The organism is Pseudomonas syringae, from assembly GCF_021605415.1.
GTDB classification, from domain to species: domain Bacteria; phylum Pseudomonadota; class Gammaproteobacteria; order Pseudomonadales; family Pseudomonadaceae; genus Aquipseudomonas; species Aquipseudomonas syringae_S.
In genome coordinates this window covers 94,173-118,869 of the sequence record NZ_WKEQ01000014.1, presented here as the reverse complement: position 1 = coordinate 118,869, position 24,697 = coordinate 94,173, and the positions used below count along the sequence as shown (strand labels likewise).

At 59.9% G+C, this 24,697-nt stretch carries 18 protein-coding genes and 2 riboswitches; of the genes, 9 read left to right on the top strand and 9 right to left on the bottom strand.

Going from position 1 to position 24,697, the window contains the following annotated elements; translation table 11 throughout:
- Positions 1-28: 28 nt before the first annotated feature.
- From GIW69_RS12760 to metH, 4 genes are all read right to left on the bottom strand, one after another.
- A complete protein-coding gene (locus GIW69_RS12760; RefSeq protein ID WP_236482993.1) occupies positions 29-523 on the bottom strand; it encodes a DUF934 domain-containing protein in 495 nt (164 codons plus the stop codon).
- Entirely contained in the window at positions 507-2,165 is a 1,659-nt protein-coding gene (locus tag GIW69_RS12755; protein ID WP_236482991.1) for a nitrite/sulfite reductase, read from the bottom strand. The genes GIW69_RS12760 and GIW69_RS12755 overlap by 17 nt, the downstream gene beginning before the upstream one ends.
- A gap of 478 nt (positions 2,166-2,643) precedes the next feature.
- Positions 2,644-2,862, bottom strand: a complete 219-nt coding sequence (locus GIW69_RS12750; protein ID WP_236482988.1) for a DUF2970 domain-containing protein — start codon at positions 2,860-2,862, stop codon at positions 2,644-2,646.
- A gap of 262 nt (positions 2,863-3,124) precedes the next feature.
- On the bottom strand, positions 3,125-6,835 hold the full coding sequence (gene metH, locus GIW69_RS12745; protein WP_236482986.1) for a methionine synthase: 3,711 nt from the start codon (positions 6,833-6,835) through the stop codon (positions 3,125-3,127).
- Positions 6,836-6,989: 154 nt separating this feature from the next.
- Between metH and GIW69_RS12740 the strand changes: the two genes are divergently transcribed.
- From GIW69_RS12740 to nfuA, 3 genes are all read left to right on the top strand, one after another.
- Positions 6,990-9,272: a fatty acid cis/trans isomerase gene (locus tag GIW69_RS12740; protein WP_236482984.1), complete on the top strand. Its 2,283-nt coding sequence runs from the start codon at positions 6,990-6,992 to the stop codon at positions 9,270-9,272.
- 93 nt (positions 9,273-9,365) lie between these two features.
- On the top strand, positions 9,366-10,400 hold the full coding sequence (locus tag GIW69_RS12735; RefSeq protein WP_236482982.1) for an acyltransferase family protein: 1,035 nt from the start codon (positions 9,366-9,368) through the stop codon (positions 10,398-10,400).
- 58 nt (positions 10,401-10,458) lie between these two features.
- Positions 10,459-11,043, top strand: a complete 585-nt coding sequence (gene nfuA / locus GIW69_RS12730; protein WP_236482980.1) for a Fe-S biogenesis protein NfuA — start codon at positions 10,459-10,461, stop codon at positions 11,041-11,043.
- A gap of 104 nt (positions 11,044-11,147) precedes the next feature.
- On the opposite strand, the gene cobM is transcribed toward nfuA, so the two are convergent.
- The 4 genes from cobM to GIW69_RS12710 all read right to left on the bottom strand — a co-directional run bounded on the left by cobM (position 11,148) and on the right by GIW69_RS12710 (position 13,301).
- On the bottom strand, positions 11,148-11,894 hold the full coding sequence (cobM, locus tag GIW69_RS12725) for a precorrin-4 C(11)-methyltransferase (protein ID WP_236482979.1): 747 nt from the start codon (positions 11,892-11,894) through the stop codon (positions 11,148-11,150).
- Positions 11,895-11,974: 80 nt separating this feature from the next.
- Positions 11,975-12,388 carry a cobalamin biosynthesis protein gene (locus GIW69_RS12720; protein ID WP_236482977.1) on the bottom strand — a complete coding sequence of 138 codons (414 nt, stop codon included), beginning with the start codon at positions 12,386-12,388 and terminating at the stop codon, positions 11,975-11,977.
- Positions 12,385-13,092, bottom strand: a complete 708-nt coding sequence (locus GIW69_RS12715; RefSeq protein ID WP_236482975.1) for a CbtA family protein — start codon at positions 13,090-13,092, stop codon at positions 12,385-12,387. The genes GIW69_RS12720 and GIW69_RS12715 overlap by 4 nt, the downstream gene beginning before the upstream one ends.
- A gap of 11 nt (positions 13,093-13,103) precedes the next feature.
- Positions 13,104-13,301, bottom strand: coding sequence for a CbtB domain-containing protein (locus GIW69_RS12710; protein WP_236482973.1), 198 nt, complete (start codon positions 13,299-13,301; stop codon positions 13,104-13,106).
- A 121-nt stretch (positions 13,302-13,422) separates the two neighbouring features.
- Positions 13,423-13,643: riboswitch (cobalamin riboswitch) on the bottom strand.
- Positions 13,644-13,752: 109 nt separating this feature from the next.
- A riboswitch (cobalamin riboswitch) is annotated at positions 13,753-13,964 on the top strand.
- Between the two features lie 96 nt (positions 13,965-14,060).
- On the opposite strand from GIW69_RS12710, the gene cobW reads away from it, so the two are divergent.
- The 5 genes from cobW (at position 14,061) to GIW69_RS12685 (ending at position 22,697) form a co-directional block, all read left to right on the top strand.
- On the top strand, positions 14,061-15,134 hold the full coding sequence (gene cobW / locus GIW69_RS12705; protein WP_496570913.1) for a cobalamin biosynthesis protein CobW: 1,074 nt from the start codon (positions 14,061-14,063) through the stop codon (positions 15,132-15,134).
- A 3-nt stretch (positions 15,135-15,137) separates the two neighbouring features.
- Complete coding sequence (gene cobN, locus GIW69_RS12700; RefSeq protein WP_236482971.1) at positions 15,138-18,986, top strand: cobaltochelatase subunit CobN; 3,849 nt, start codon at positions 15,138-15,140, stop codon at positions 18,984-18,986.
- A 78-nt stretch (positions 18,987-19,064) separates the two neighbouring features.
- The gene (locus GIW69_RS12695) at positions 19,065-20,078 is read left to right on the top strand and encodes an AAA family ATPase (protein WP_236482969.1); all 1,014 of its coding nucleotides are present in this window, start codon (positions 19,065-19,067) and stop codon (positions 20,076-20,078) included.
- Between the two features lie 2 nt (positions 20,079-20,080).
- Entirely contained in the window at positions 20,081-20,743 is a 663-nt protein-coding gene (locus GIW69_RS12690; protein WP_236483007.1) for a VWA domain-containing protein, read from the top strand.
- A 394-nt stretch (positions 20,744-21,137) separates the two neighbouring features.
- On the top strand, positions 21,138-22,697 hold the full coding sequence (locus GIW69_RS12685; protein ID WP_236482967.1) for a TerC family protein: 1,560 nt from the start codon (positions 21,138-21,140) through the stop codon (positions 22,695-22,697).
- Positions 22,698-22,793: 96 nt separating this feature from the next.
- Here the strand turns inward: GIW69_RS12685 and GIW69_RS12680 are convergent, their stop codons facing one another.
- A complete protein-coding gene (locus GIW69_RS12680; protein WP_236482965.1) occupies positions 22,794-23,225 on the bottom strand; it encodes a thioredoxin family protein in 432 nt (143 codons plus the stop codon).
- 609 nt (positions 23,226-23,834) lie between these two features.
- Here GIW69_RS12680 and GIW69_RS12670 point away from each other — a divergent pair.
- Positions 23,835-24,683, top strand: coding sequence for a transporter substrate-binding protein (locus GIW69_RS12670; RefSeq protein WP_236482963.1), 849 nt, complete (start codon positions 23,835-23,837; stop codon positions 24,681-24,683).
- Positions 24,684-24,697: the final 14 nt, after the last annotated feature.

The following is a 24,697-nucleotide window of genomic DNA, read 5'->3' as shown; positions in this document are numbered from 1 at the left end:
CTGGCGATGCAGGCTCAAGGTTTCACGATCAGCGGCGACGGAACAGCGGGAGCGGTTCGTCGGTGGCGGCCTGATAGGTCACCGAGAAGTCCTTGAGGCTCTCAAGGGCTTCGTACGGGTCTTTGTCGGCGCGCAGGGCAAAGGCGTCGAAACCGCAGCGGCGCAAATAGAACAGTTGATCGCGCAGTACATCGCCAATCGCCCGCAGTTCACCTTTGAAACCATAACGGTCACGCAGCAGGCGGGCGTTGGAGTAATTGCGGCCATCGGTGAAGGCCGGGAAGTTCAAGGCAATGACCTGAAACTCGCCGACATCTTCACCGATTTCCTCGGCTTCTTCTTCGGCATCCAGCCATACGCCCAAGCCGCCGTCGCGGGCCTTGAGTGCGTGGGCATGTTCGCGCCACAGCGCCAACGGCACGATCAGGTCGTCGCAGTTGGAAATACCGTCGAGGGTCGCGTCCTTTGGCAGCAAGTGCCAGGTTTCGTCGACAACTTCGTTGTTCTTAATGATTCGCTGCATAGACGCGTTCCTTGAAGAGGTCGATGCCAATACGCTGGTAAGTGTCAATGAAGCGCTCGTCTTCGGTACGTTGTTCAACGTACACGTCGATCAGCTTCGAGATGACATCCGGCATGGCTTCCTGGGCGAAGGACGGGCCGAGGATCTTGCCCAGGCTCGCATCACGGCTGGCGCTGCCACCGAGGGACACCTGGTAGAACTCTTCGCCTTTCTTGTCCACGCCGAGAATGCCGATGTGGCCGACGTGGTGGTGACCGCAGGCGTTCATGCAACCGGAGATGTTCAGATCCAGCTCACCGATGTCGAACAGGTAATCCAGGTCGTCGAAGCGGCGCTGGATCGATTCGGCGATCGGGATCGACTTGGCGTTGGCCAGGGAGCAGAAATCACCGCCCGGGCAGCAGATGATGTCAGTCAGCAAGCCAATGTTCGGCGTGGCGAAACCTTGCTCGCGCAGCTCACCCCACAGGGTGAACAGTTGGCTCTGCTCAACATCGGCCAGGATGATGTTCTGTTCGTGGGACGTGCGCAGTTGACCAAAGCTGTAGCGGTCGGCCAGATCGGCAACGGCGTCGAGCTGCTTGTCGGTAATGTCGCCCGGTGCAACGCCGGTCGGCTTCAGCGACAGCGTCACGGCGACATAGCCCGGCTTCTTGTGCGCCAGGGTATTGCGAGCGCGCCAGCGGGCGAAGCCGGCGTGTTGCTTGTCCAGCTCGGCCAGCTCAGCGGTCTGGTTGTCCAGAACCTTGTAATCCGGATCCACGAAGTGCTTGGCGACACGATGCACTTCAGCTTCGGTCAATGTGGTCTGGCCACCGCGCAGGTGTTCCATTTCAGCATCGACTTTTTCGGCGAAGACCTCTGGGGTCAGCGCCTTGACGAGGATCTTGATCCGCGCCTTGTATTTGTTGTCGCGACGGCCGTAGCGGTTGTACACACGCAGAATGGCGTCGAGGTAGCTCAACAGATCCTGCCACGGCAGGAATTCGTTGATGAACGCACCGACCACCGGTGTACGGCCCAGGCCGCCACCGACCAAAACGCGGAAACCGAGTTCGCCGGCGGCGTTGTGCACCGGCTCCAGGCCGATGTCGTGAACTTCGATGGCCGCGCGGTCGGAAGTCGATCCGTTGATGGCGATCTTGAATTTACGCGGCAGGTAGGCGAATTCCGGGTGGAAAGTCGTCCACTGGCGGACGATCTCGCACCATGGGCGCGGATCGATCAGCTCGTCTGCGGCCACGCCGGCGAACTGGTCGGTGGTGACGTTGCGCAGGCAGTTGCCGCTGGTCTGGATCGCGTGCATCTGCACGGTGGCCAGTTCTTCGAGAATATCCGGGATGTCTTCCAGCGCCGGCCAGTTGAACTGCACGTTCTGGCGGGTACTGATGTGGGCGTAGCCCTTGTCGTAGTCGCGGGCAATCCTGGCCATCATTCGCGTCTGGCGCGAAGTCAGCTGGCCGTAAGGCACCGCCACGCGCAACATCGGCGCGAAACGCTGGATGTACAAACCATTTTGCAGGCGCAGCGGGCGGAATTCTTCTTCGCTCAGCTCACCTGCCAGATAGCGTCGGGTCTGATCACGGAACTGCTTGACGCGGTCCTCGATGATCCGCTGATCGTACTCGTCGTATACGTACATATAAGTCCTGTTCTCAGGCTTGGGCCACTCGGAAAACGCTGCATTTTCGCGTGCTGGAGTCCGATGTTTGCCTCTGCAATTCTGCGCGCACGGCCGCGCACTCCCAACGGAGCCGGGGCAATATACCCCTTTGCGGTTATGCGCAAAAGTGATGTTTGAGTATATGTAAAGAACCAAAACGACTAACGAGGATTAATGTCACCTAATCCACATTTGTCGTGCGGACAATCATCGTCTTAACTGTGGTCGAGTCTTTCTGCAATCACCGATAAAACCGACAAGAGGCGATGCAATGAGCAACCCAACCAAAGCAAGGAAAAGCGACAGCTCCGTGGATGCCTGGGCCATTTTGTTCCTGATCATTCTGGTCGTGGGAACGGCGGTGTTCTGGGTCAGTCATCAGTAAAAAAGGCGCGTCCGGGCCACGGGAACGCTCCGGGGCCCGGATTATGCTTCCTGCAAAAAGTACCCGGGCAGGTCAGATCGCGGCGAAGTGCAATACCAGCTTGACGATGGCAAACAGCGTCAAAGCGAATACTGCCGTGAACAGAATGCCCAGAATTACGAAATGGCTCGGCTTGCCATGGGTGAAATCCCTTGCCCGGTTCTTGCCGCTCTGCACCCCGAACGCTGCCGCCATGACGCTGTGCAGCATCTGCCAGAAGGTCGGTGGTTTGTTGTCGACCGGATCGTCCATAAATCCCTCGTCTGCGGTGTGTTTCAGGCAAGCATAGACAACTCGGGCCAACTCCGTAGGAGAGGCTATGTTGCAGGTGAACCCCATCTCCGTAGGCGCGAGCCTGCTCGCAAAGAGGCCATCAAGTCCGCCATCAATGCTCGCTGGCTGACAGACCGCTATTGCAAGCAGGCTCTCTCCCACAGGAATTCGTTTGAATTCTTGATTCGCCGTTGCCCGATGTAGGCGCTGCCGAAGGCTGCGCCTACAGAAACGGTCGCGTTTAGTTGTCGTAACCCAGGTTCGGCGCCAGCCAGCGTTCGGTCACGCTCAGGTCCTGGCCTTTACGCGAGGTGTAGCTTGCGACCTGATCTTTGTCGATCTTGCCGACGGCGAAGTACTGCGCTTGCGGGTGAGCGAAGTACCAGCCGCTGACCGCCGCGGCCGGGAACATTGCGTAGTGTTCGGTGAGGAACACGCCGCTGCGCCCGGCGCGCATTTCTTCTGCCTCCGGGTCGAGCAGGGCGAACAAAGCCGCTTTTTCGGTGTGATCCGGGCAGGCCGGGTAACCCGGGGCCGGGCGGATGCCGGAATATTGCTCTTTGATCAACGCATCGTTATCCAGCGCTTCTTCTCGGGCATAACCCCAGTGTTCTTTTCGCACCTGCTGGTGCAGCCACTCGGCGCAGGCTTCGGCCAGGCGGTCGGCCAGTGCCTTGACCATGATCGAGTTGTAATCGTCGCCAGCGTCTTGATAAGCCTTGGCCACTTCTTCGGCGCCGATCCCGGCGGTGGTGATGAAGCCGCCCACGTAGTCGGTCACTTCGCTGTCCTTCGGCGCGACGAAGTCGGCGAGGGAGAAGTTCGGCTTGCCGTCGGTCTTGATGATCTGCTGGCGCAAATGATGCAGCTTGGCCATCGGCTTGCCGTCTTCACCGTACAGTTCGATGTCGTCTTCGTTGACCTGATTGGCTGGCCAGAAACCAAACACCGCGCGGGCGCTGATCAGCTTCTCGTCGATCAGCTTGGTGAGCATCTCCCGGGCATCTTTGTACAGCGCGGTAGCCGCTTCACCGACCACTTCGTCATTGAGAATGCGCGGGAACTTGCCGGCCAGATCCCAGGAGATGAAGAACGGTGTCCAGTCGATGTATTCGGCCAGAACGTTAAGGTCGATGTTGTCCAGTACCTTGCTGCCGGTAAAGGTCGGTTTGACCGGCGTGTACGACGCCCAATCAAACTGCGGCTTCTTGGCGATCGCCGCCGCATAGCTCAGGCGCTCGGTGCGGGCGCTGCGATTGGCGGTGCGCTCGCGGACATCAATGTAATCGAGACGGGTTTTCTCGACGAAACCGGCCTTCAGTTCCTTGGACAGCAACTGCGTGGCCACGCCCACAGCGCGGGAGGCGTCGGTCACATAGATCACCGCGTCGTTGCTGTACTTCGGCTCGATTTTCACCGCCGTGTGCGCTTTGGACGTGGTAGCGCCACCGATCATCAGCGGCAGATGGAAGTCCTGACGCTGCATCTCGCGAGCGACGTGCACCATTTCATCCAGCGACGGCGTGATCAGGCCGGACAAGCCGATGATGTCGCACTTCTGCTCCTTGGCGACCTGGAGGATTTTCTCCGCTGGCACCATCACGCCGAGGTCGACAATGTCATAGCCGTTGCAACCGAGCACCACGCCGACAATGTTTTTGCCGATGTCATGCACGTCGCCCTTCACGGTCGCCATGAGAATCTTGCCCTTGGCTTCCGGCTTGTCACCTTTTTCCAGTTCGATGAACGGGATCAAGTGGGCCACAGCCTGTTTCATCACCCGGGCGGATTTCACCACCTGTGGCAGGAACATTTTGCCGGCGCCGAACAGGTCGCCAACGATGTTCATGCCGGACATCAGCGGGCCTTCAATCACTTCGATCGGGCGGGCGAACGACTGACGGGATTCTTCAGTGTCTTCAACAATGTGCGTGGTGATGCCTTTGACCAGCGCGTGTTCGAGACGCTTGTTGACCTCCCAGCTGCGCCACTCCTCTGTCTCGGCTTCCTTTACGCTGCCGTCGCCCTTGTACTTGTCGGCAATGGCGAGGAGGGCGTCGGTGCCTTCCGGCGTGCGGTTGAGGATCACGTCTTCGACGGCGTCGCGCAGCTCTTGAGGGATCTGGTCGTAGATTTCCAGCTGACCGGCGTTGACGATGCCCATGGTCAGGCCGGCGCGGATTGCGTACAGCAGGAACACGGAGTGAATCGCCTCGCGCACCGGATTGTTGCCCCGGAACGAGAACGACACGTTGGACACGCCGCCGGAAGTCAGCGCATACGGCAGTTCGTCGCGGATATAGGCGCAGGCATTGATGAAGTCCACGGCATAGTTGTTGTGTTCTTCGATACCGGTGGCCACAGCGAAGATGTTCGGGTCGAAGATGATGTCTTCCGGCGGGAAGCCGACTTCATTGACCAGAATGTCGTAGGAGCGTTTGCAGATCTCTTTCTTGCGCGCTTCGGTGTCAGCCTGACCCGCTTCGTCGAACGCCATCACCACCACGGCGGCGCCGTAGCGCTTGCACAGCTTGGCGTGATGGATGAACTGCTCGACGCCTTCCTTCATGCTGATCGAGTTGACGATGCCCTTGCCCTGAATGCACTTGAGGCCGGCTTCGATCACTTCCCATTTGGAGGAGTCGATCATGATCGGTACGCGGGAGATGTCCGGCTCGCCGGCAATCAGATTGAGGAAGGTCACCATGGCCTTCTTCGAATCGAGCATGCCTTCGTCCATGTTGATGTCGATCACCTGGGCGCCGGCTTCGACCTGTTGCAAGGCGACTTCGAGGGCTTCGGTGTAGTTGTCTTCACGGATCAGGCGGGCAAACTTGGCAGAACCGGTGATGTTGGTGCGCTCGCCGACGTTGACGAACAGCGAGCTGCGATCGATGGTGAACGGCTCCAGACCCGACAGGCGACAAGCCTTTGGAATGTCCGGAATCTGCCGAGGCGCGTAACCGGCCACGGCTTTGGCGATGGCTTCGATGTGGCCCGGCGTGGTGCCGCAGCAGCCGCCGACGATGTTCAGGAATCCGCTTTGGGCGAATTCTTCGATGACCTTGGCGGTTTCCACCGGCAGCTCGTCGTACTCGCCGAATTCGTTCGGCAGGCCAGCGTTGGGGTGCGCGGAGACGTGGGTGCTGGCCTTGTTCGACAGCTCCTCCAGGTACGGACGCAACTCACTGGCGCCGAGCGCGCAGTTCAGGCCGACGGAAATCGGCTTGGCGTGGGCTACGGAGTTCCAGAATGCTTCGGTGGTCTGGCCCGACAGGGTGCGGCCGGAGGCGTCGGTGATGGTGCCGGAAATCATGATCGGCAGTTCGAGATGCAGCTCTTCGAATACGCCTTGCACGGCGAAGATCGCGGCTTTGGCATTGAGGGTGTCGAAGATGGTTTCGATCAAAATCAGGTCGGCACCGCCCTCGATCAGGCCTTTGGTGGCTTCGGTGTAGTTCTCCACCAACTCATCAAAGGTCACGTTGCGGTAGCCGGGGTTGTTGACGTCAGGCGACAGCGAGCAGGTGCGGCTGGTCGGGCCGAGGACGCCGGCGACAAAGCGCGGCTTGTCCGGGTTCTCCAAAGTCTTGGCGTCAGCCACCTTGCGCGCCAGGCGTGCGCCTTCTACGTTTAGTTCGTAGGCCAGTTCTTCCATGCCGTAATCGGCCATTGAAATCCGCGTGGCGTTGAAAGTGTTGGTTTCCAGTATGTCGGCGCCCGCGTCCAGGTAGGCCTTTTCGATGCCGCCGATCACGTCGGGACGGGTCAGAACCAACAAGTCGTTGTTGCCTTTGACGTCGCTCGGCCAGTCGGCGAAGCGCTTGCCGCGATAATCCTGCTCTTCGAGCTTGTAGCTCTGGATCATCGTGCCCATGCCGCCGTCGAGGATCAGGATGCGCTCTTTGAGTGCGTGCTTGAGGGCTTGGAGGCGGACGCTGCGATCGGACATTAGGACTACTCGAAAAAGACCATGACGAAGGGCCGGAATCATAGCAAACCTGTGCGCTTTTGGAGCATTCAGTGCTTTTGCATGAATATCGCTCATGTTGGTACGGACGTCATACCGGTAGAATCGCGCCGTTTTTATCATTGAGATCAGCGACATGTCGTATCGCGTCATCAGCATGGCTTTGCTGTTCTTAAGCTGGGGCGCCGTTGCGCAAGAGCCCGCGATCTCTTATAGCCGCGACATTCAACCGATCTTTACCGAAAAATGCGTGGTCTGCCACGCCTGTTACGACTCTGCCTGCCAGCTCAATTTGGGCAGTGGCGAAGGCGCTGGGCGGGGCGCGAGCAAAATGCCGGTGTACAACGGTGAGCGCAGCCAGGCGGCACCGACGACGCGTTTGTTCTATGACGCTTTCGGCAAGCGCGCCTGGCAGCAGAAAGGCTTTTATTCGGTGCTCGATGCCCAAGGCAGCCAGGCCGCGTTAATGGCGCGCATGCTCGAACTGGGCCACAAGACCCCGTTGCAGCCCAACGCCAAACTTCCCGCAGAGATCGTCCTTGGTTTGAATCGCCAGAACATGTGCGCGATGCCAGGCGAGTTCGAGGGTTACGCCGGCACTCATCCGAAAGAAGGCATGCCGCTGGCCGTCACCGGCCTGACCGATCAGCAATACCGGACGTTGCAGCGCTGGCTCGCGTCCGGCGCGCCTATTGACGAGCAAGGCCTGGCACCCAGCGCGCAGGAAGCGTTGCAAATCGTTCAGTGGGAAAATCTGCTCAATGCCCCGGGCGCCCGGCAAAGTCTGGTGGGTCGCTGGCTGTATGAGCACTGGTTTCTCGCGCACATTTATTTCAAGGACGGCGAGCCGGGGCATTTCTTCCAGTGGGTGCGTTCGCGCACGCCGACCGGCCAGCCGATCGAACTGATCAATACCCGCCGACCCAACGACGATCCCGGCACGCAGATTTACTATCGTCTGTGGCCGGTGCAAGGGGTGATCGTGCACAAGACCCACATCACTTATCCGCTCAGCGCGGCGAAGATGGCGCGGGTTAAAAGCCTCTTCTATAGCGGCAATTGGCAAGTCAATGCCTTGCCGGGCTACGGGCCACAAAGCCGTGCCAATCCGTTTGCCACGTTTGAAGCGATTCCCGCGCAGGCGCGTTATCAATTCATGCTCGATAACGCTGAGTACTTCGTCCGCACGTTCATTCGCGGGCCGGTGTGTCGAGGGCAGATCGCGACCGACGTGATTCGCGACAACTTCTGGGCGCTGTTTCAGGCGCCGGAGCATGATTTATACGTCACCGACCCGAACTACCGCGGCCAGACCACACCATTGCTGGCCATGCCTGGGCAGAACGACGATGTCGGCAGCGTGTTGAGTATCTGGCACAACTACCGCGACAAGCGGAATGAGTACGAAGCGCTGCGCCGCGACAGTTATGCCGATTTGCCTGCGCCGAGTTGGTCGACCTTGTGGGCCGGCAATGACAACGCCTTGTTGAGCATCTTCCGCCATTTCGACAGCGCCTCCGTGACCAAAGGCCTGATCGGCGAAGTGCCGCAAACGATGTGGCTGTTCGACTATCCGCTGCTGGAGCGCACGTATTATCAATTGGCGGTCAACTTCGATGTGTTCGGCAACGTCTCTCATCAGGCGCAAACGCGTTTGTATTTCGACTTGATCCGCAACGGCGCCGAGCAGAACTTTTTGCGCTTGATGCCTGCCGATTCTCGTGAAGGCTACCTGGATGACTGGTATCAGAGTGGCGGCAAATTCAAGATGTGGCTCGATTACGAGGCCATTGACGACGACAAGCCAACTGGGTTGAAGCTGGATGAAAAGGATCCGAAATACGATTTCGCCATGCAATTGTTGGGGCGTTACGGCGATCTCAACGCCCGGCCCGATCCGATCAACCGATGCGTGGACGCGTATTGCTCGCGACCGAACATCGACCCGGCCCTGCAAAATGCCGAGCAGGCGCTGAGCCGCCTGACTTCGCGGCCCGCCGCTGGCCTGAAGGTGGTCGATCAATTGCCAGAAGCCACGCTGCTGCGCATCGAAACCCGCAGCGGCAAACGCGAGGTGTACAGCCTGCTGCGCAACCGTGCACACAGCAACGTAGCGTTCCTGTTGGGAGAATCGCTGCGCTATCAACCGGGGCTCGACACCCTGACGATCTTCCCGGGCGTGCTCACCAGTTATCCGAATTTCATTTTCAACGTTCCGGCGGGCGAGGTGCCGGCATTTGTCGATGCCATGGAAAGCGCCCGTGATGCCGCGCAGTTCGAGAACATCGTCGAGCACTGGGGGATTCGCCGCAGTCATCCGCAGTTCTGGATGTATTTTCATGATTTGAGCCGGTATATCCACGAGACCGATCCAGTGGAAGAGGGCGTGCTGGATATGAACCGCTACGAGAATCTTTGATCGATTAAGCCCGGCGTGCTGTCCCTACCTGTAACGACACCGCCGCACCCTGCAGGGTGCGGCGGTGATTGAACGAGAGTTGGGAGGCAGTCGATGTTGATTTCGGTGCAGGCGTTGCGCGCGCTTGCCGCCTGGACGGTGGTCGGTCACCACTTCATGCAGATTTTCTTCGACTTCAAGTCGAGCGGCCCGGTCGGCCAAATGTTCATCGACAAGGGCGCGGTGGGTGTCGATATCTTTTTCGTCATCAGCGGTCTGGTGATTTTTCTGTCGACTCAGGAAAAACCGCCGGCCCCGGGACGATTTCTGCTGTATCGACTGTCGCGCATTGTTCCGGCGTACTGGCTTTACACACTGTTGATGGCGCTACTGGTGATATTTGCGCGTCCGATGCTGCCGGATCAGTCCCTGGACTGGGGGCACCTGATGATGTCGCTGCTGTTCATCCCAACGGAAAATCCCGGCGGCTACGGGTGGTATCCGACCTTGAACGTCGGCTGGACACTCAATTACGAAATTCTGTTTTATGTATTGTTTGCCTGGGCGCTGTTGTTCCGTCTACAGCTGAGATTGCTCGTGGTTGCGGCCTTGCTGTTTGCGGTCTCTCAGGCCTGGACGGGTTTTGGCTGGATCAGCGAATTCTACCGTTCCGACATCGTGTACGAATTTCTGCTCGGTATCGGTATTGGCATGCTGTATCGCAAAGGCTGGATCGGCGCGGGATTGTGGCTACCGTTGCTGGCAATCGTCGCTGCGCTTCTCGCGATCTATCACTTGCCGCCGGCGCCAAGGCTGCTGAGCTGGGGGTTGCCCAGCGCCGCGCTAGTGATGGCATGCATCGCGCTGGAGCGTTACGTCGAACGCAACCAGGTGCTCAAGCTGCTGGGGGACTGTTCGTACTCGGTGTATTTGATGCATGTGCTCGTGCTGTCGGCCGGTGGTTTTCTGGCCCGTCGCTATGGCATCGACCCTTACCTGATGTTTGCCGTTTGTGCGCTGACGATCGGGGTCGGTTCATGGTTGAGCTACGAATGGGTGGAAAAACGCAGCTATCGCTGGCTAAAAGCGCGAATTGATGGCGAATTATCTACTCAACCCATTGCGAGTCTTTCCCGACAAAAATACTAGGACTTTGTCCGGCGCGACGATTGGCGTAAACTGCGCCACAAGCCTGCGAGGAGTTTCCATGACCGCTATTACCATTACCGACGCCGCCCACGATTACCTGGCCGATCTGCTCTCCAAGCAGAACACCCCGGGCATCGGCATCCGCGTCTTCATCACCCAGCCTGGCACCCAGTACGCCGAAACCTGCATTGCCTACTGCAAGCCGGGCGAGGAAAAACCTGAAGACACGGCCCTGGGGCTCAAGAACTTCACTGCATACATCGATTCGTTCAGCGAAGCGTTTCTCGATGACGCAGTGGTCGATTACGCCACCGACCGCATGGGCGGCCAGCTGACCATCAAGGCGCCGAACGCCAAAGTACCGATGGTCAACGCCGACAGCCCGGTCAACGAGCGCATCAACTATTACCTGCAAACCGAAATCAACCCGGGGCTGGCCAGCCACGGCGGTCAGGTCAGCCTGATCGATGTGGTTGAAGACGGCATCGCCGTGTTGCAGTTCGGTGGAGGTTGCCAAGGCTGCGGCCAGGCCGACGTCACCTTGAAGGAAGGCATCGAGCGCACCTTGCTTGAGCGCATTCCGGAGCTCAAGGGCGTTCGCGACGTGACCGACCATACGCAGAAAGAAAACGCCTACTACTGAGTAAGGTGTTCACTGCGGACATAAAAAAACGGCGCCCCGTGAGCGCCGTTTTTTTATGGAGGGTAGTGGCGGACGCCTTCGCGAGCCTGCTCGCGAAAAGGGTCTTAAGGGCGATAAAGATGCGCATGCCCGGCGCGGTATAACGACGATTCACCAAACACATCACTGCCCAACACCCGACCCACCAGAATCAGCGCGGTACGCCGAAACCCCTTGGCCGCAACCTTTGCGGCGATATCCGCCAACGTCCCCACCACCCAATCCTGATCCGGCCACGTTGCGCGGTGAATCACCGCGATCGGGCAATCCGCGCCGTAATGTGGCAGCAATTCAGCCAGAATCTTCTCCAGATGATTGACCCCCAGATGAATCGCCATGGTCGCGCCATGCTGCGCCAGGCTACCCAGTTCTTCGCCCGCCGGCATCGCGGTCTTATCGGCATAGCGGGTCAGGATCACGCTTTGCGACACATCCGGCAGCGTCAGTTCTGCGCCCAGCAACGCTGCGCAGGCCGCCGTGGCAGTCACGCCGGGAATGATTTCAAACGGAATATCAAGTTCGCGCAGGCAGCGAATCTGCTCGCCGATTGCGCCGTAGAGACTGGGATCGCCGGAATGAACCCGCGCCACATCCTGTTGGTTAGCGTGGGCGATCTTGATCAGATCGATGATCTGTTCAAGGTGCAGTTCGGCGCTGTTGACCACAGTGTCAGCCTGGTGGCCTTCCAGCACTGCCGCCGGCACTAATGAGCCTGCGTAAATGATCACCGGACAATGACGGATCAGCCGCTGGCCTTTGACAGTGATCAGTTCCGGATCGCCGGGGCCGGCGCCGATGAAGTAGACGGTCATCGAATGTTCCTGTCAAAAAAGGGCAGGGCAACGCTTCAGATGAAGATTGCTCATGATCGAGTGCGGGGATTATCGGGATTTCAGGCAGCGCCGGCCAACGCCAATGTCGCCTGCGCGTATTTCTGCCGGGAAATCAGCAGTTTTGCCGGCGCCTGAATCAGTTGCTCGGCCATTGCCAGCGCGGCACTTTCCGCCACGCCATAACACCCGGTGCGCTCGAAAGCGATTTGCGAATGATGACTCAGCTGTTGCTGATACGCCGACAATTGTTCACTGCTGAAATACATCAAAGGTAATGCCAGTTGCGCGGCCAATTCCTGTAGCCCCGGCTCATCGCGCTTCAAATCGATACTGGCCAGCGCTTTGACCGTGTGAAGTTCGATGCGATGAGCTTGCAGGGCCTGGTCGAGCAAAGCGCGCAGTGTGCTGGCCGGGCAGCCTCGCTGGCAGCCCAGACCGACCACGAACGTTGGCACGGCGCCCGTATCCGTCATGCGTCGTATTGACCAGCGCTGTTGCGGCGGAACAACCAGGCGCTGATCAGGCCCAGAGCCAGCCAGAACGCGACGTTGGTCAACTGCGAAGCGATTTTGAACTGCGCCTCCAGCGCTTCCGGCGCCAGCATCGAATGGACTTCCGGGTGCGGTGCGCCGATCACATGCGGCACGGCAAGAATCGCCACGCCAAGGATTTTCATCAGCCAGTGGCGGCTGAACACAATCAAGGCCAGACCGACGGCAGTGGACGCGGCAGCCCCGATCCACCACATCTGCCGTGCAGCGAGATCAGCAGCGGCGGTGCCCGGCAATTCCGGCGGCAGGCCCAAAGTCGGCGCCAACACGAACGTGGCATAACCGGCCAGGCCCCAGAGCAAGCCTTGAGACGTTTTGGTCGGCGTGCGCAGCGTGTAGAGACCAGCCAGCATGAGGGCGAAACCGACGGCGACCACCAGATTGCCACCGGTGGTGGAAATCAAGCGCTGCCAGCCGTCTGCCGGTTCCCAGGCTTCGCTGTCGTGGCTGTGGCCGGTCATGGCGGCACCATCGTGTTGATGCGTTTCAACGGCGACGGGCTCGGATTTCTCAAAGGTTTCCGCCTGGAGAATCAGTGGTGAAACCCAGAAGCTTTGCAGCAGGGTCAGCAGCAGGGCGGCCAGGAGGCCGGTGAAACCTGCGGTTCGGGCAATGCGCTTGATCATGTCGTCAGGTCTCAGTGGCACGGAAACGCAGCGCTGTGGCGGGTATCGTGGGCGGCGTTGTGCACCGCTTCGATGTGCGAGAAACCGGCGAAGTACACCAGACCGGCACCGAGGATTGACGCGAATATCGCGGCGGTCAGACGTTGGCTCAGTGTGGCGGTGCTGGCGGAGCTTTTGTCCGTGCTGGCGGTGGTGCTGATGATCGACATGGCGCTTCCCTCTGAAATGTCAGCGGGTGAATCGAGCGCAAGAAACCTCCGCGAGCAGGCACGCAGAGGTCTCGAACAGCGCCCGCCCACCGCGGGTTTGTTGTGTTCAGCGGCAAAGAATGCGCGCTGTGTGTTGCGGGCCGGTCTCCGGGCTCACGAGGGGTTGGCGTCTGGCCGACCTGCAAGCGTCACCTTCCCATGCCATAGGCACAGTGGTTTTGACGCTTCGCTCGCTTACCGTTGCGGGGGCAGCACCGGACTGACATGGGCTTAGAGTAAAGCACATGATTCACCGGTTTCCCGTTTCACCCTGTGAAGGGCACCCGTAACAAGGCGTGTAGGAGATCATGACCCATGGATTAATGCAATCCGACTTCCCCAATCATCGTTCCCACGCAGAGCGTGGGAACGATGATGGTGTCGGGGAGATTGACCCGCCCCCACACGATGCGTAGCCTTGCGCTTTCGAGGTTCTTCGGCATTTGCCGAAGCTAAGAAGGGAACGCGGTCAATGCCGCGGCTGCCCCCGCAACTGTGAACGGTGATGTTCGTTGCCACGCCACTGCAACGCTCCGCAAGGAGTGCGCGGGAAGGCGCAGCGAATGCCAGGCCCAGCGCCTGAACACCGTCAGCCAGGAGACCTGCCTCGACACAGATTCTCACTACAACCGGGCGGGGTGATCCGGTGGCGAACACTCGCGCACGTCCTCACGTTGCGCCCTCGTCCCGTATGCCCGCCACCTTGCCAAAGGGCATCCGATGAAAACACTGGCCAAACTCCCCGTCACAATCGTCACCGGTTTCCTCGGCTCGGGCAAAACCACGTTGCTGCGCCACATGCTCGACAACGCGCAAGGTCGGCGCATCGCCGTGATCGTCAACGAGTTCGGCGAGCTGGGCATTGACGGGGAAATCCTCAAGCAATGCACCATCGGTTGCACCGAAGAAGAAGCCACCGGCCGCGTCTACGAACTGGCCAACGGCTGCCTGTGCTGCACGGTTCAGGAAGAATTCTTCCCGGTGATGCGTGAGCTGGTCGCCCGTCGTGGCGACCTCGACCACATCCTCATCGAAACTTCGGGCCTGGCCCTGCCGAAACCGCTGGTACAAGCCTTCCAGTGGCCGGAAATCCGCAGCGCCTGCACCGTCGACGCGGTAATCACCGTGGTCGACAGCCCGGCCGTGGCCGCCGGCACGTTTGCCGCATTTCCGGATCAGGTCGATGCCCAGCGCAAACTCGATCCGAACCTGGATCACGAGTCGCCGCTGCACGAGCTGTTCGCCGACCAACTGGCCAGCGCCGACCTGGTGATCCTCAACAAGGCCGACCAGACCCGCCCTGAAGACCTCGCCCGCGTACGCCTGGAAGTCGCCGAAGAGCTGCCGCCAGCGGTGAAAATCATCGAAGCGAGCAACGGTCGCGTGCCGCTGGACGTTTTGATCGGCCTCGGCGCCGGCTCTGAAGAGCACATCGACAGCCGCCACAGTCACCACGATCACCACCACGGTGAAGAGGGTGACGACCACGATGATCACGATCACGACGCCTTCGATTCAATCTCCATCGAGCTGCCGCAAGCCGACGAAAGCTTGCTGCTCGACGCACTGACGCAACTGGTGGTCAAGCACGGCATCCTGCGCGTCAAGGGTTTCGTGGCGATCCCCAACAAGCCAATGCGCCTGTTGATCCAGGGTGTGGGCACGCGTTTCGACAAGCACTTCGACCGTCAGTGGGGCGCCGATGAGGCGCGCATCACGCGTCTGGTGTTGATCGGCCAGGCACTCGACGCCGCGCAGCTCGAAGCGCAATTGCGCGCCGCGCTCAGCGTGTAACCCATGCACCTGCTCAGGACTCAGCCCGGCGGTTTCGTGTCGGATGACAACATTGCCGACCTTGGGCAAACCCCTGCCGAGCTGGTGATCCTGTGCAGCGGCGATTCCAGCCTCGCGCTGCTCGCCGAAGCGGCGCAGCAGTTGCCCGACGACTACCCGAGTTTTCGTCTGGCCAATCCGATGCAGGTGCAGAACCATGCTTCGGTCGACCTGTATGTCGACGAAGTACTGCGCCACGCCAAGGTGATTCTGATCTCGCTGCACGGCGGCATTGCCTATTGGCGTTACGGTGTCGAGCGTCTGGTCGAGCTGTCCGAGCGCGGTGTGCAAGTGATTCTGGTGCCGGGCGACGACCGTCCCGATCCGGAACTCAGCGACCTGAGCACCGTCACGGCCGACGACCGCGACCGTCTTTGGCAGTTTCTGCGGCAGGGCGGCATGGGCAACGCGCTGGACTTTTTCCATTGCCTGGCCAACCGCTGGCTGGCCCGTGACTACGCGTGGGCCGAACCGCAAACGCTGCCGCGCACGGCGATTTACCACCCAGACCAAAACACCGCCGCACTGAGCGACTGGCAAGCCGAATGGTTGCCCGGTCAACCGGTCGCGGCGGTGTTGTTTTATCGCTCGCATTTGCAGGCGGCGAACACGGCGTTCATCGATGTGTTCTGCCAGCGTCTGCAAGCGGCGGGGCTCAATCCGCTGCCGATTGCCGTTGCCAGTCTGAAGGAATCCGGCTGCCTGACCGTGGTTGAGGATTGGCTGGATGAGGTCGAGGCCGGTGTCATTCTCAATACCACCGGTTTCGCGCAATCCAGCCCGGAAGCGCCACACCTGCGGCCGTTCCGGCGCAACATTCCGGTGATTCAGGCGATCTGCGCCCAAGACAACGAACCCGGCTGGCGCGCCAGCGATCAAGGTCTTGGCCCTCGGGATCTGGCAATGCACATTGCCTTGCCCGAGCTGGACGGGCGCATCATCAGTCGGCCAATCAGCTTCAAGGATCTGGCCTGGCGCAGCGAGCGCAGTCAATCCGATGTGGTGTGCTATCGGGCAGCGCCAGAGCGCATGGATTTCGTCGCCGAACTCGCTCGACGCTGGGTTGAATTGGCACGCGTGCCGAACGCCGAAAAACGCATCGCGCTGATCCTCGCCAACTACCCGACCCGGGACGGACGCATCGGCAACGGTGTGGGCCTCGACACCCCGGCGGCGGCACTGAATATCCTGCGTGCGCTGCATGACGAAGGCTATCCACTACCCTCGCAATTGCCGGACAGCGGCACCGCGCTCATTCAGCAATTGCTCGGTGGGGTCAGCAATGATCTCGACACGATTGATCAGCGTCCGTGCGCGCAAAGCCTGGCGATGGATGAATACCTGGCGATGTTCAACGCCTTGCCCGAAGCCAATCGTTCGGCGGTGACCGAGCGCTGGGGCGAACCGCATAACGATCCGATGTGCCGCGAAGGGCGGATGATGATCGCCGGTCTGCGTTTCGGTCTGACCTTCGTCGGCATCCAGCCGGCGCGGGGATATCAGGTCGATCCGAGCGCGGTCTATCACGACCCGGATCTGGTGCCGCCTCACGCTTACCTGGCGTTTTATTTCTGGTTGCGCAACACCTTTGGCGCCCACGGCGTGATCCACGTCGGCAAGCACGGCAACCTCGAATGGCTGCCGGGCAAAGGCGTCGGGCTCTCGGAAAACTGCTGGCCGGACGCGCTGCTCGGGCCGCTGCCGAACATCTATCCGTTTATCGTCAACGACCCGGGTGAGGGCGCCCAGGCCAAGCGCCGCACCCAAGCGGTGATCATCGATCACTTGATGCCGCCGCTGACCCGTGCCGAAACCTACGGGCCACTGCGCAACCTTGAACTGTTGGCGGACGAATATTACGAAGCACAACTGCTCGATCCGCGCCGTGCCCGCGAATTGCAGCGCGACATCCTGCAACTGGTGCGCGACACGCAGATCGACCGCGAATTGCAGCTCGACGCCGCTTTGAACAGTGATGCCGACGCGGCGATCTGGCTGCCGCGTCTGGACACTTATCTGTGCGATTTGAAGGAGTCGCAGATTCGCGATGGCCTGCACATTTTTGGTGAATCGCCGGTCGGGCGTTTGCGCATCGACACCTTGCTGGCGTTGCTGCGCATTCCTCGCGGTGATGGCAAAGGCGCGCAATCAAGCCTGTTGCGGGCATTGGCCAAGGCGTTTGAACTGGGCTTTGATCCGCTGGACTGTACGTTGGCAGAACCCTGGGTCGGGTCGCGCCCGGCGCCGTTGCAGTCGGTCAGCGACGAAGTCTGGCGCACCGCCGGCGATACCCGCGAACGCCTGGAACTGTTCGCCACACAATTAATCACCCAAACCCTGCATGTCCCCTTTAGGAGCGAGCCTGCTCGCGAAGGCGCAGTGTCAGTCGACAGCCATTCATCTGACACACCGCTTTCGCGAGCAGGCTCGCTCCTACAGGAATCGGGTTGGGCTGATGTGCGCGCCATTATTGAAAGCCTGCGTGACGTCGTCGCACCACGCCTGGACGCCTGCGGCCCGGCAGAAATGCGCGGTTTGCTCGATGCCTTGAGCGGTCGCTTCGTACCGGCCGGGCCCAGCGGCGCACCGAGTCGCGGACGTCTTGATGTGCTGCCCACCGGGCGCAATTTCTATTCCGTGGACGTGCGTAACCTGCCGACCACCACCGCCTGGCGCATCGGTTTTCAGTCAGCAAACCTGATTCTTGAGCGGCATTTACAGGATCACGGCGACCATTTGCGTCAGCTCGGTTTGTCCGTGTGGGGCACAGCGACCATGCGCACCGGCGGTGATGACATCGCCCAAGCCATGGCGCTGATGGGGGTGCGTCCGGTGTGGGCAACGGGCAGTCAGCGTGTCGATGACTTCGAGATTCTGCCGCTAAGCCTGCTGGATCGCCCGCGCGTGGACGTCACGTTGCGGGTGTCCGGTTTTTTTCGCGATGCCTTCGCCAATCTGATCCGGTTGTTCGACGCCGCCGTGCAGGCCGTGGCGCTGCTGGATGAGCCGGATGACCTCAACCCGCTGGCGGCCAAAGTACGTGCCGAGCGCGAAGCATTGGTGAAGTCGGGACTCGACTCGGACACGGCCAAACGTCAGGCCGGTTGGCGCATCTTCGGTGCCAAGCCCGGCGCTTATGGGGCCGGTGTGCAAGGCGCTATCGACGGACGTTTGTGGCAGAGCCGCGAGGATCTCGCCGAGGTCTACCTGAACTGGGGCGCCTATGCGTATGGCGGCGCCGACGAAGGCACCGCCGCTCGTGAACAGTTCGTTCAACGCCTGAGCCAGGTGCAAGCGGTGCTGCAAAATCAGGACAATCGCGAGCATGATTTGCTCGATTCCAACGACTATTACCAATTCCAGGGTGGCATGCTCGCGGCGGTTGAAACCCTGCGCGGCGAGGGGGCGGCGAGCTACCACGGCGATCACAGTCAGCCGGATCTGCCGAAGATCCGTACGCTGAAGGAAGAATTGAACCGGGTGATTCGTTCTCGGGCGGCGAATCCGAAGTGGATCGACGGGGTCAAGCGTCACGGCTATAAAGGCGCGTTTGAACTAGCGGCGACAGTGGACAATCTGTTTGCTTTCGACGCGACCACGCAGTTAATCGACGATCACCAGTACGCATTGCTGGCCGATGCTTATTTGCTCGATCCGGCGACTCGGGATTTTGTTCGTGAGCATAATCCGCATGCGCTGCGCGATATGACCGAGCGAATGCTCGAAGCGCAGCAGCGCGGGATGTGGCAGGAACCGGGCGAGTATCGCGAGGCGCTGGAGAATCTGTTGCTGGACATAGAAGAAGACGATTGATGCATTGCACTGCAGGAGCGAGCCTGCTGGCGAACAGTGTCGATCAGCCGACAAAGCGACCATGACTGAGAATTGAAGATGACCGACACCCCACATTTCCCCCTCTCCGCCGTGGTCGGCGCCGATGACCTGAAACTTGCGCTCTACCTGACCGCCATCGACCCGAAGATCGGCGGCGTGCTCATTGAAGGCCCGCGCGGCATGGCCAAATCCACGCTGGCCCGTGGTTTGGCGGATCTGCTCGCCAGCGGTCAATTCGTCACGTTGCCGTTGGGGGCGACCGAAGAACGTCTGGTTGGCACCCTCGACCTCGACGCGGCGCTGAGCGACGGTCGCGCACAGTTTTCCCCTGGGGTGCTGGCGAAGGCTGACGGTGGGGTTCTATATGTCGATGAAGTCAACTTGCTCCCCGATCATTTGGTGGATCTGTTGCTCGATGTAGCGGCGAGCGGCACGAATCTGGTCGAGCGCGATGGCATTTCCCACCGCCACTCGGCGAAGTTCGTGCTGATTGGCACGATGAACCCGGAAGAGGGCGAGTTGCGCCCGCAATTGCTCGACCGTTTCGGGTTGAACGTCGCGCTCAGCGGTCACACCGTTCCCGCCGAGCGCGGGCAGATCATCCGTCGCCGACTGGATTTCGACAGCGATCCGCAGCTGTTTTGTGCGCAGTGGGAATCGCAACAACAGGCGCTGCGCGAACGTTGCCGCCATGCTCGCGACATTCTTGCCGACATTCCTCTTGATGATGCAGCGCTCGCGCTGATCACCGAGCGTTGCTTTGCTGCTGGCGTCGATGGGTTGCGCGCGGATCTGGTTTGGTTGCGTGCCGCCCGGGCTCATGCGGCGTGGCGTGGCGCACCGGCCATCGAAGAGGCCGACATCGACGCCGTGGCCGAGTTTGCCCTGCGCCATCGTCGTCGTGAACAGTCGCCATCGGCAGTGCAGCCACCGGCCCAAACGCCCGAGCATTCGCGACAGCCTTCCTCGCCAGAAACCGGCACAGGCCAGGGCCAGTGGGGTGATTTGCCGGCCCCCGCGCTCGCGACCGGCGCGCGCCGCGAAGTGCCGAGCTGGCCAAAAAAGCCGTAGGCATTCGCCCCCGATCCGATGCGGGGGCGAATGCCAGACCCCGTGCCGGACGGCTCGATAACGGTAAACAAGGCAAACGACAGGCGGCGCGCAGTGGTTCGGTGAACTGGCCGGGGACTTTGCTCAAAGGTCGGCCACGCCAGCGTTCCGATCTGCTGTTCCAGATGCGCACCCGTTCGTCCCATGAGCTGTGGCTGGTGATCGTCGATGCCTCGGCGTCCACGCGCCGCCATCAGGCGTTGAGTGACGCCAAGGGTTTGCTTGCGCAGTTATTCGACGATGCTTATCGCCAGCGAGCGCGGCTGGCGCTGTTAACGGCCAGCGGTGCGACGCCGAACTGGCAGATTCAAGGGTTGAAGGCCGCCAACGGTTTGCGTGTCTGGCTCGAAGGTTTGGGCGCTGGTGGTGGCACGCCGTTGCTGGCGGCACTGAGCCAGGCTGCGCAATGGCTAACGACGCGGCGCAAGCGTTTTCCGGCCGAGCAACAGCGTTTGTTGTTAATTACCGATGGGCGTTTGAAGGACCTGTCAGGGTTGTCTGCATTGGAGTGTCCGGGCCTGTTGATCGATATCGAGCGCGGGCCGATCCGTTTAGGGCGGGCGCGGCAATTGGCGGGGGTGCTCGAAGCCGATTACCGGCATATTGATGATGTGTGGCAGGTCTGAATTTTGTGCCGTGTGGCTGGCGCTCTTCGCGAGCAGGCTCGGCTCCTACGGTCGTTCACAATCGCCTTGTATGAGCCGGGCTTACCTGCGGAGAGGTCAGTCCCGACACCGCATTGCATGAAACCGTACAGATTTTGTAATGATTTGCAGCTGTAGCCCTGGCCACTACAGCCTGTACTCTCCAGGTTCTTTTTTCATTTCAGGACTTGCATGAACACCCTCGCGGAACCTCCCAGTTATCCGTTCACCTCGCGCCTTTGCGCGGTCTTGACGCACTCGCGACATCCGGTTTTCCGACTACCCACTCAACTTGCCAACGCAGCCTCAGGGCTTTCGCGTTGCACTTTGCCGTGTCCGGCAGCCTGAATCTACTGAATAGAGATCGAGACGTTTTATGGAATGGTTAGCAGATCCCACGGCCTGGCTGGGCCTGGCGACATTGATTGTGCTGGAACTGGTGCTGGGCATCGACAACCTGGTGTTCATCGCCATCCTCGCCGACAAGTTGCCGCCGGAACAGCGCGACCGCGCGCGGATCATCGGCCTTAGCCTGGCGCTGATCATGCGCTTGGGCCTGTTGGCAAGTATTTCGTGGTTGGTCACCCTCACGCAGCCGCTGTTCGAGGTGTTTGACAAGAGCTTCTCCGGTCGTGACTTGATCATGCTGTTCGGCGGTGTGTTCCTGTTGTTCAAGGCCACCATGGAATTGCATGAACGCCTCGAAGGGCATGTCGGCGAACGCACGGCCAACACCACTTATGCGCTGTTCTGGCCGATCGTGGCGCAGATCGTCGTGCTCGATGCGGTGTTCTCCCTCGACGCGGTAATTACCGCCGTGGGCATGGTCGATGAACTGGCGGTGATGATGATCGCCGTGATCATTTCCATCGGCCTGATGATCGTCGCCAGCAAACCGCTGACCCGTTTTGTCAACGCGCACCCGACCGTGATCATGCTGTGTCTGGGTTTCTTGATGATGATCGGTTTCGCGCTGACCGCTGAAGGTTTGGGCTTCCACATTCCTAAAGGCTATCTGTACGCGGCCATCGGATTCTCGATCCTCATCGAAGTGTTCAACCAGATCGCCCGGGCCCGCCGCAAGCGCTCGATGCAGGGTTTGCGACCGATGCGTGAGCGTACGGCACACGCGGTGATGCGTCTGCTGGGTGGTCGCAGACTGGCGGCGGAGGAGGTCGGCGAGGAAATTTCCGACCTGCTGGACAACGGTGATGCGCCGAGCGCGGAGCTGTTCGACCGTCGCGAGCGGGTAATGATCAGCGGTGTGCTGCAACTGGCCGAACGTCCGATTCGCGCACTGATGACCGTGCGTGCCGATGTCGATCACATCGATTTGGCGGATGGCCCGGAGGCCATTCGTACGCGGTTGATGCACTCGTCCTACTCGCGCCTGCCGCTGATTCGCAACGGTGCCGTGGATGAGCCGCTGGGCTTCGTGCACAAAAAAGAGTTGCTCAAGGAATATCTGGCGGGTGAAGAACCGAATCTTGAGCACCTCGCGCGCAAGACCGTCAACCTGCTCGACAGCTATTCAATCCTCAATGCGCTGGAACAGATGCGCGCCGCGTCGACCCATATCGCATTCGTGGTCAACGAATTCGGTGATTTCGTCGGCATCCTGACCATGACCGACATCCTCGAATCGATCGCCGGTGAATTGCCGGACGCCAGCGAAATCGAAGGCCCGGACGTGATTGAGGAGCAGGGCGGGTTCATGGTCAATGGCGCGTTGAACCTGACCCGTATCCGTCAGCACACCGGGTTCGGCGCTCAACCGACCGAGGATTACCAGACGCTGGCCGGATTGGTCATGAGCCTGTTGGATCGCCTGCCGATGAGAGGCGATCGCCTGGAACATGAGGGCTGGCACATGACCGTCGTCGCCGTCGAGGAGCGCCGCGTAACCCGCGTGCTGCTCAAGCGCGACGCTACCTGAAACAGCGTAGGAGCTGTCGAGTGAAACCAGGCTGCGATCTTTTGATCTTGAAAACCAAAAATCAAAAGATCGCCGCCTCGTTTCACTCGGCGGTTCCTACAGGAAAAATAGTGGCCGGCTGCGGTGGACGGTGCACAGCCGACGCAGGGTGCGACGCAGCCACATCAGGTCATGGCGTGGCTGGCTGAGCACAGCCGGCGCTTTGACCCTGCCAACGTGTTTGGCGAAGTCGCGTTCGAGCTTCTGGCGATTGCCGATGCCCTTGAGTACTTTTCGCAGTTTCCCATCTTTATAGAACAGCACTGTCGGCGTGCCTGTGACCTCAGGGTGTCGCGGAGTATCGCGGGTATTGAGCATGTAAATGTTGGCCCGGAGCCGATAGGGCTCGGCAACCTCGCGGAACATCGGCCCGGCCGTTTCGCATGCAGGACAGTGCTCGTTGGCAAAGTAAAGAATCACCGGGCGCCAGGTTTTCAGGGCTTTGCGGTAAACGGAATCCAGTGTTGTCGGGGACGACGTCGGTTTCATTTCGCACTTCCTGTATAGGCCTGCAAAGGTTTATGAACGTTAAAAGCATGAGCAGGGCCGGTCTACTGTCAGAAATTACAGGTGACTTTTTTCCTACATTGGTATCGCACTCGACTGACTAAAACGCAGGAATTCCCTCATGGAAAGCTCGGAAACGTGCACGGATTCCCGTGTGTTAAGTTTTTCGTTACTGATTGATGGAGGGATTCATGGCAAGGGTATTACGAGGCGATGGTGAATCGTCTGGAGGATCTTGAGTTGATCGCACTCTGCAAGGAACGAGAAAACGATCCGACAGTAATGGTCTCTATAGATGATTTATGAGTTGGAATTTCCCGTCTGTGTCTTCCTGCTTACCATCGCACCTAAATGATTCACCCCGCCCCGATTGAGTACTTGGCACCCGTACCCGTAGCCGTTGGTAGCGGATCGTTTCAGATCGCTTCGCGATCACTAATGGTCGATAAAGCTCCATCCCTCTGATTCCAAACAAATTTAAATCCGAAGCAGATTCCTCCTGAATCCTGTGGCACACTTTCTGCTGTCTATTCCGCTGTTACATACCACGTTCCGGTATAGCGGAATACACATCATTCTGGAGTGCTTGCCATGCATCGCCGACCTACCTTGTTCAAAGCATGTGTTTTTGTTCTCGCGGCTTCGTCCGCTGTGATGGGTACGGCCCATGCGGCCGACAGCAAGCTCGACAGCGTGCTGGCCCGTGGAAAATTGATTGTGGGTACCGGCAGCACCAATGCGCCGTGGCACTTTCAGGGGGCTGACGGCAAGTTGCAGGGGTTTGATATCGACATCGGCAAGATCGTCGCCAAGGGGTTGTTCAATGACCCGAGCAAGGTCGAGTTCGTGGTGCAGTCGTCCGATGCGCGGATTCCCAATCTGCTGACCGACAAGGTCGACATGAGCTGCCAGTTCATCACTGTCACCGCCAGCCGTGCACAGCAAGTCGCGTTCACGCTGCCGTACTACCGCGAAGGCGTCGGCCTGCTGCTGCCGAACAACAGCAAGTACAAGGAAATCGAAGACCTGCAAGCCGCCGGTGATGATGTCACCGTTGCCGTGCTGCAAAACGTGTACGCCGAGGAGTTGGTGCATCAGGCGCTGCCCAAAGCCAAAGTCGATCAGTACGACAGCGTCGACCTGATGTATCAGGCCGTGAACTCCGGCCGCGCCGATGCTGCCGCCACCGACCAGTCTTCGGTTAAATACTTGATGGTGCAGAACCCGGGGCGCTATCGCAGCCCGTCCTACGCCTGGAGCCCGCAAACCTATGCATGCGCGGTCAAGCGTGGCGATCAGGACTGGCTGAATTTCGTCAACACGGCGCTGCACGAGGCCATGACCGGCGTGGAATTCCCGACCTATCAGGCGTCGTTCAAACAATGGTTCGGCGTTGAACTGCCGTCCCCAGCCATCGGTTTCCCTGTCGAATTCAAATGATCCCGTGAGAGTGG

Bases quoted from the DNA above. Each gene is read 5' to 3' on its own strand.
- GIW69_RS12760 (WP_236482993.1), bottom strand. From the start codon at position 523: ATGCAGCGAATCATTAAGAACAACGAAGTTGTCGACGAAACCTGGCAC.
- GIW69_RS12755 (WP_236482991.1), bottom strand. From the start codon at position 2,165: ATGTACGTATACGACGAGTACGATCAGCGGATCATCGAGGACCGCGTC.
- GIW69_RS12750 (WP_236482988.1), bottom strand. From the start codon at position 2,862: ATGGACGATCCGGTCGACAACAAACCACCGACCTTCTGGCAGATGCTG.
- metH (WP_236482986.1), bottom strand. From the start codon at position 6,835: ATGTCCGATCGCAGCGTCCGCCTCCAAGCCCTCAAGCACGCACTCAAA.
- GIW69_RS12740 (WP_236482984.1), top strand. From the start codon at position 6,990: ATGTCGTATCGCGTCATCAGCATGGCTTTGCTGTTCTTAAGCTGGGGC.
- GIW69_RS12735 (WP_236482982.1), top strand. From the start codon at position 9,366: ATGTTGATTTCGGTGCAGGCGTTGCGCGCGCTTGCCGCCTGGACGGTG.
- nfuA (WP_236482980.1), top strand. From the start codon at position 10,459: ATGACCGCTATTACCATTACCGACGCCGCCCACGATTACCTGGCCGAT.
- cobM (WP_236482979.1), bottom strand. From the start codon at position 11,894: ATGACCGTCTACTTCATCGGCGCCGGCCCCGGCGATCCGGAACTGATC.
- GIW69_RS12720 (WP_236482977.1), bottom strand. From the start codon at position 12,388: ATGACGGATACGGGCGCCGTGCCAACGTTCGTGGTCGGTCTGGGCTGC.
- GIW69_RS12715 (WP_236482975.1), bottom strand. From the start codon at position 13,092: ATGATCAAGCGCATTGCCCGAACCGCAGGTTTCACCGGCCTCCTGGCC.
- GIW69_RS12710 (WP_236482973.1), bottom strand. From the start codon at position 13,301: ATGTCGATCATCAGCACCACCGCCAGCACGGACAAAAGCTCCGCCAGC.
- cobW (WP_496570913.1), top strand. From the start codon at position 14,061: ATGAAAACACTGGCCAAACTCCCCGTCACAATCGTCACCGGTTTCCTC.
- cobN (WP_236482971.1), top strand. From the start codon at position 15,138: ATGCACCTGCTCAGGACTCAGCCCGGCGGTTTCGTGTCGGATGACAAC.
- GIW69_RS12695 (WP_236482969.1), top strand. From the start codon at position 19,065: ATGACCGACACCCCACATTTCCCCCTCTCCGCCGTGGTCGGCGCCGAT.
- GIW69_RS12685 (WP_236482967.1), top strand. From the start codon at position 21,138: ATGGAATGGTTAGCAGATCCCACGGCCTGGCTGGGCCTGGCGACATTG.
- GIW69_RS12680 (WP_236482965.1), bottom strand. From the start codon at position 23,225: ATGAAACCGACGTCGTCCCCGACAACACTGGATTCCGTTTACCGCAAA.
- GIW69_RS12670 (WP_236482963.1), top strand. From the start codon at position 23,835: ATGCATCGCCGACCTACCTTGTTCAAAGCATGTGTTTTTGTTCTCGCG.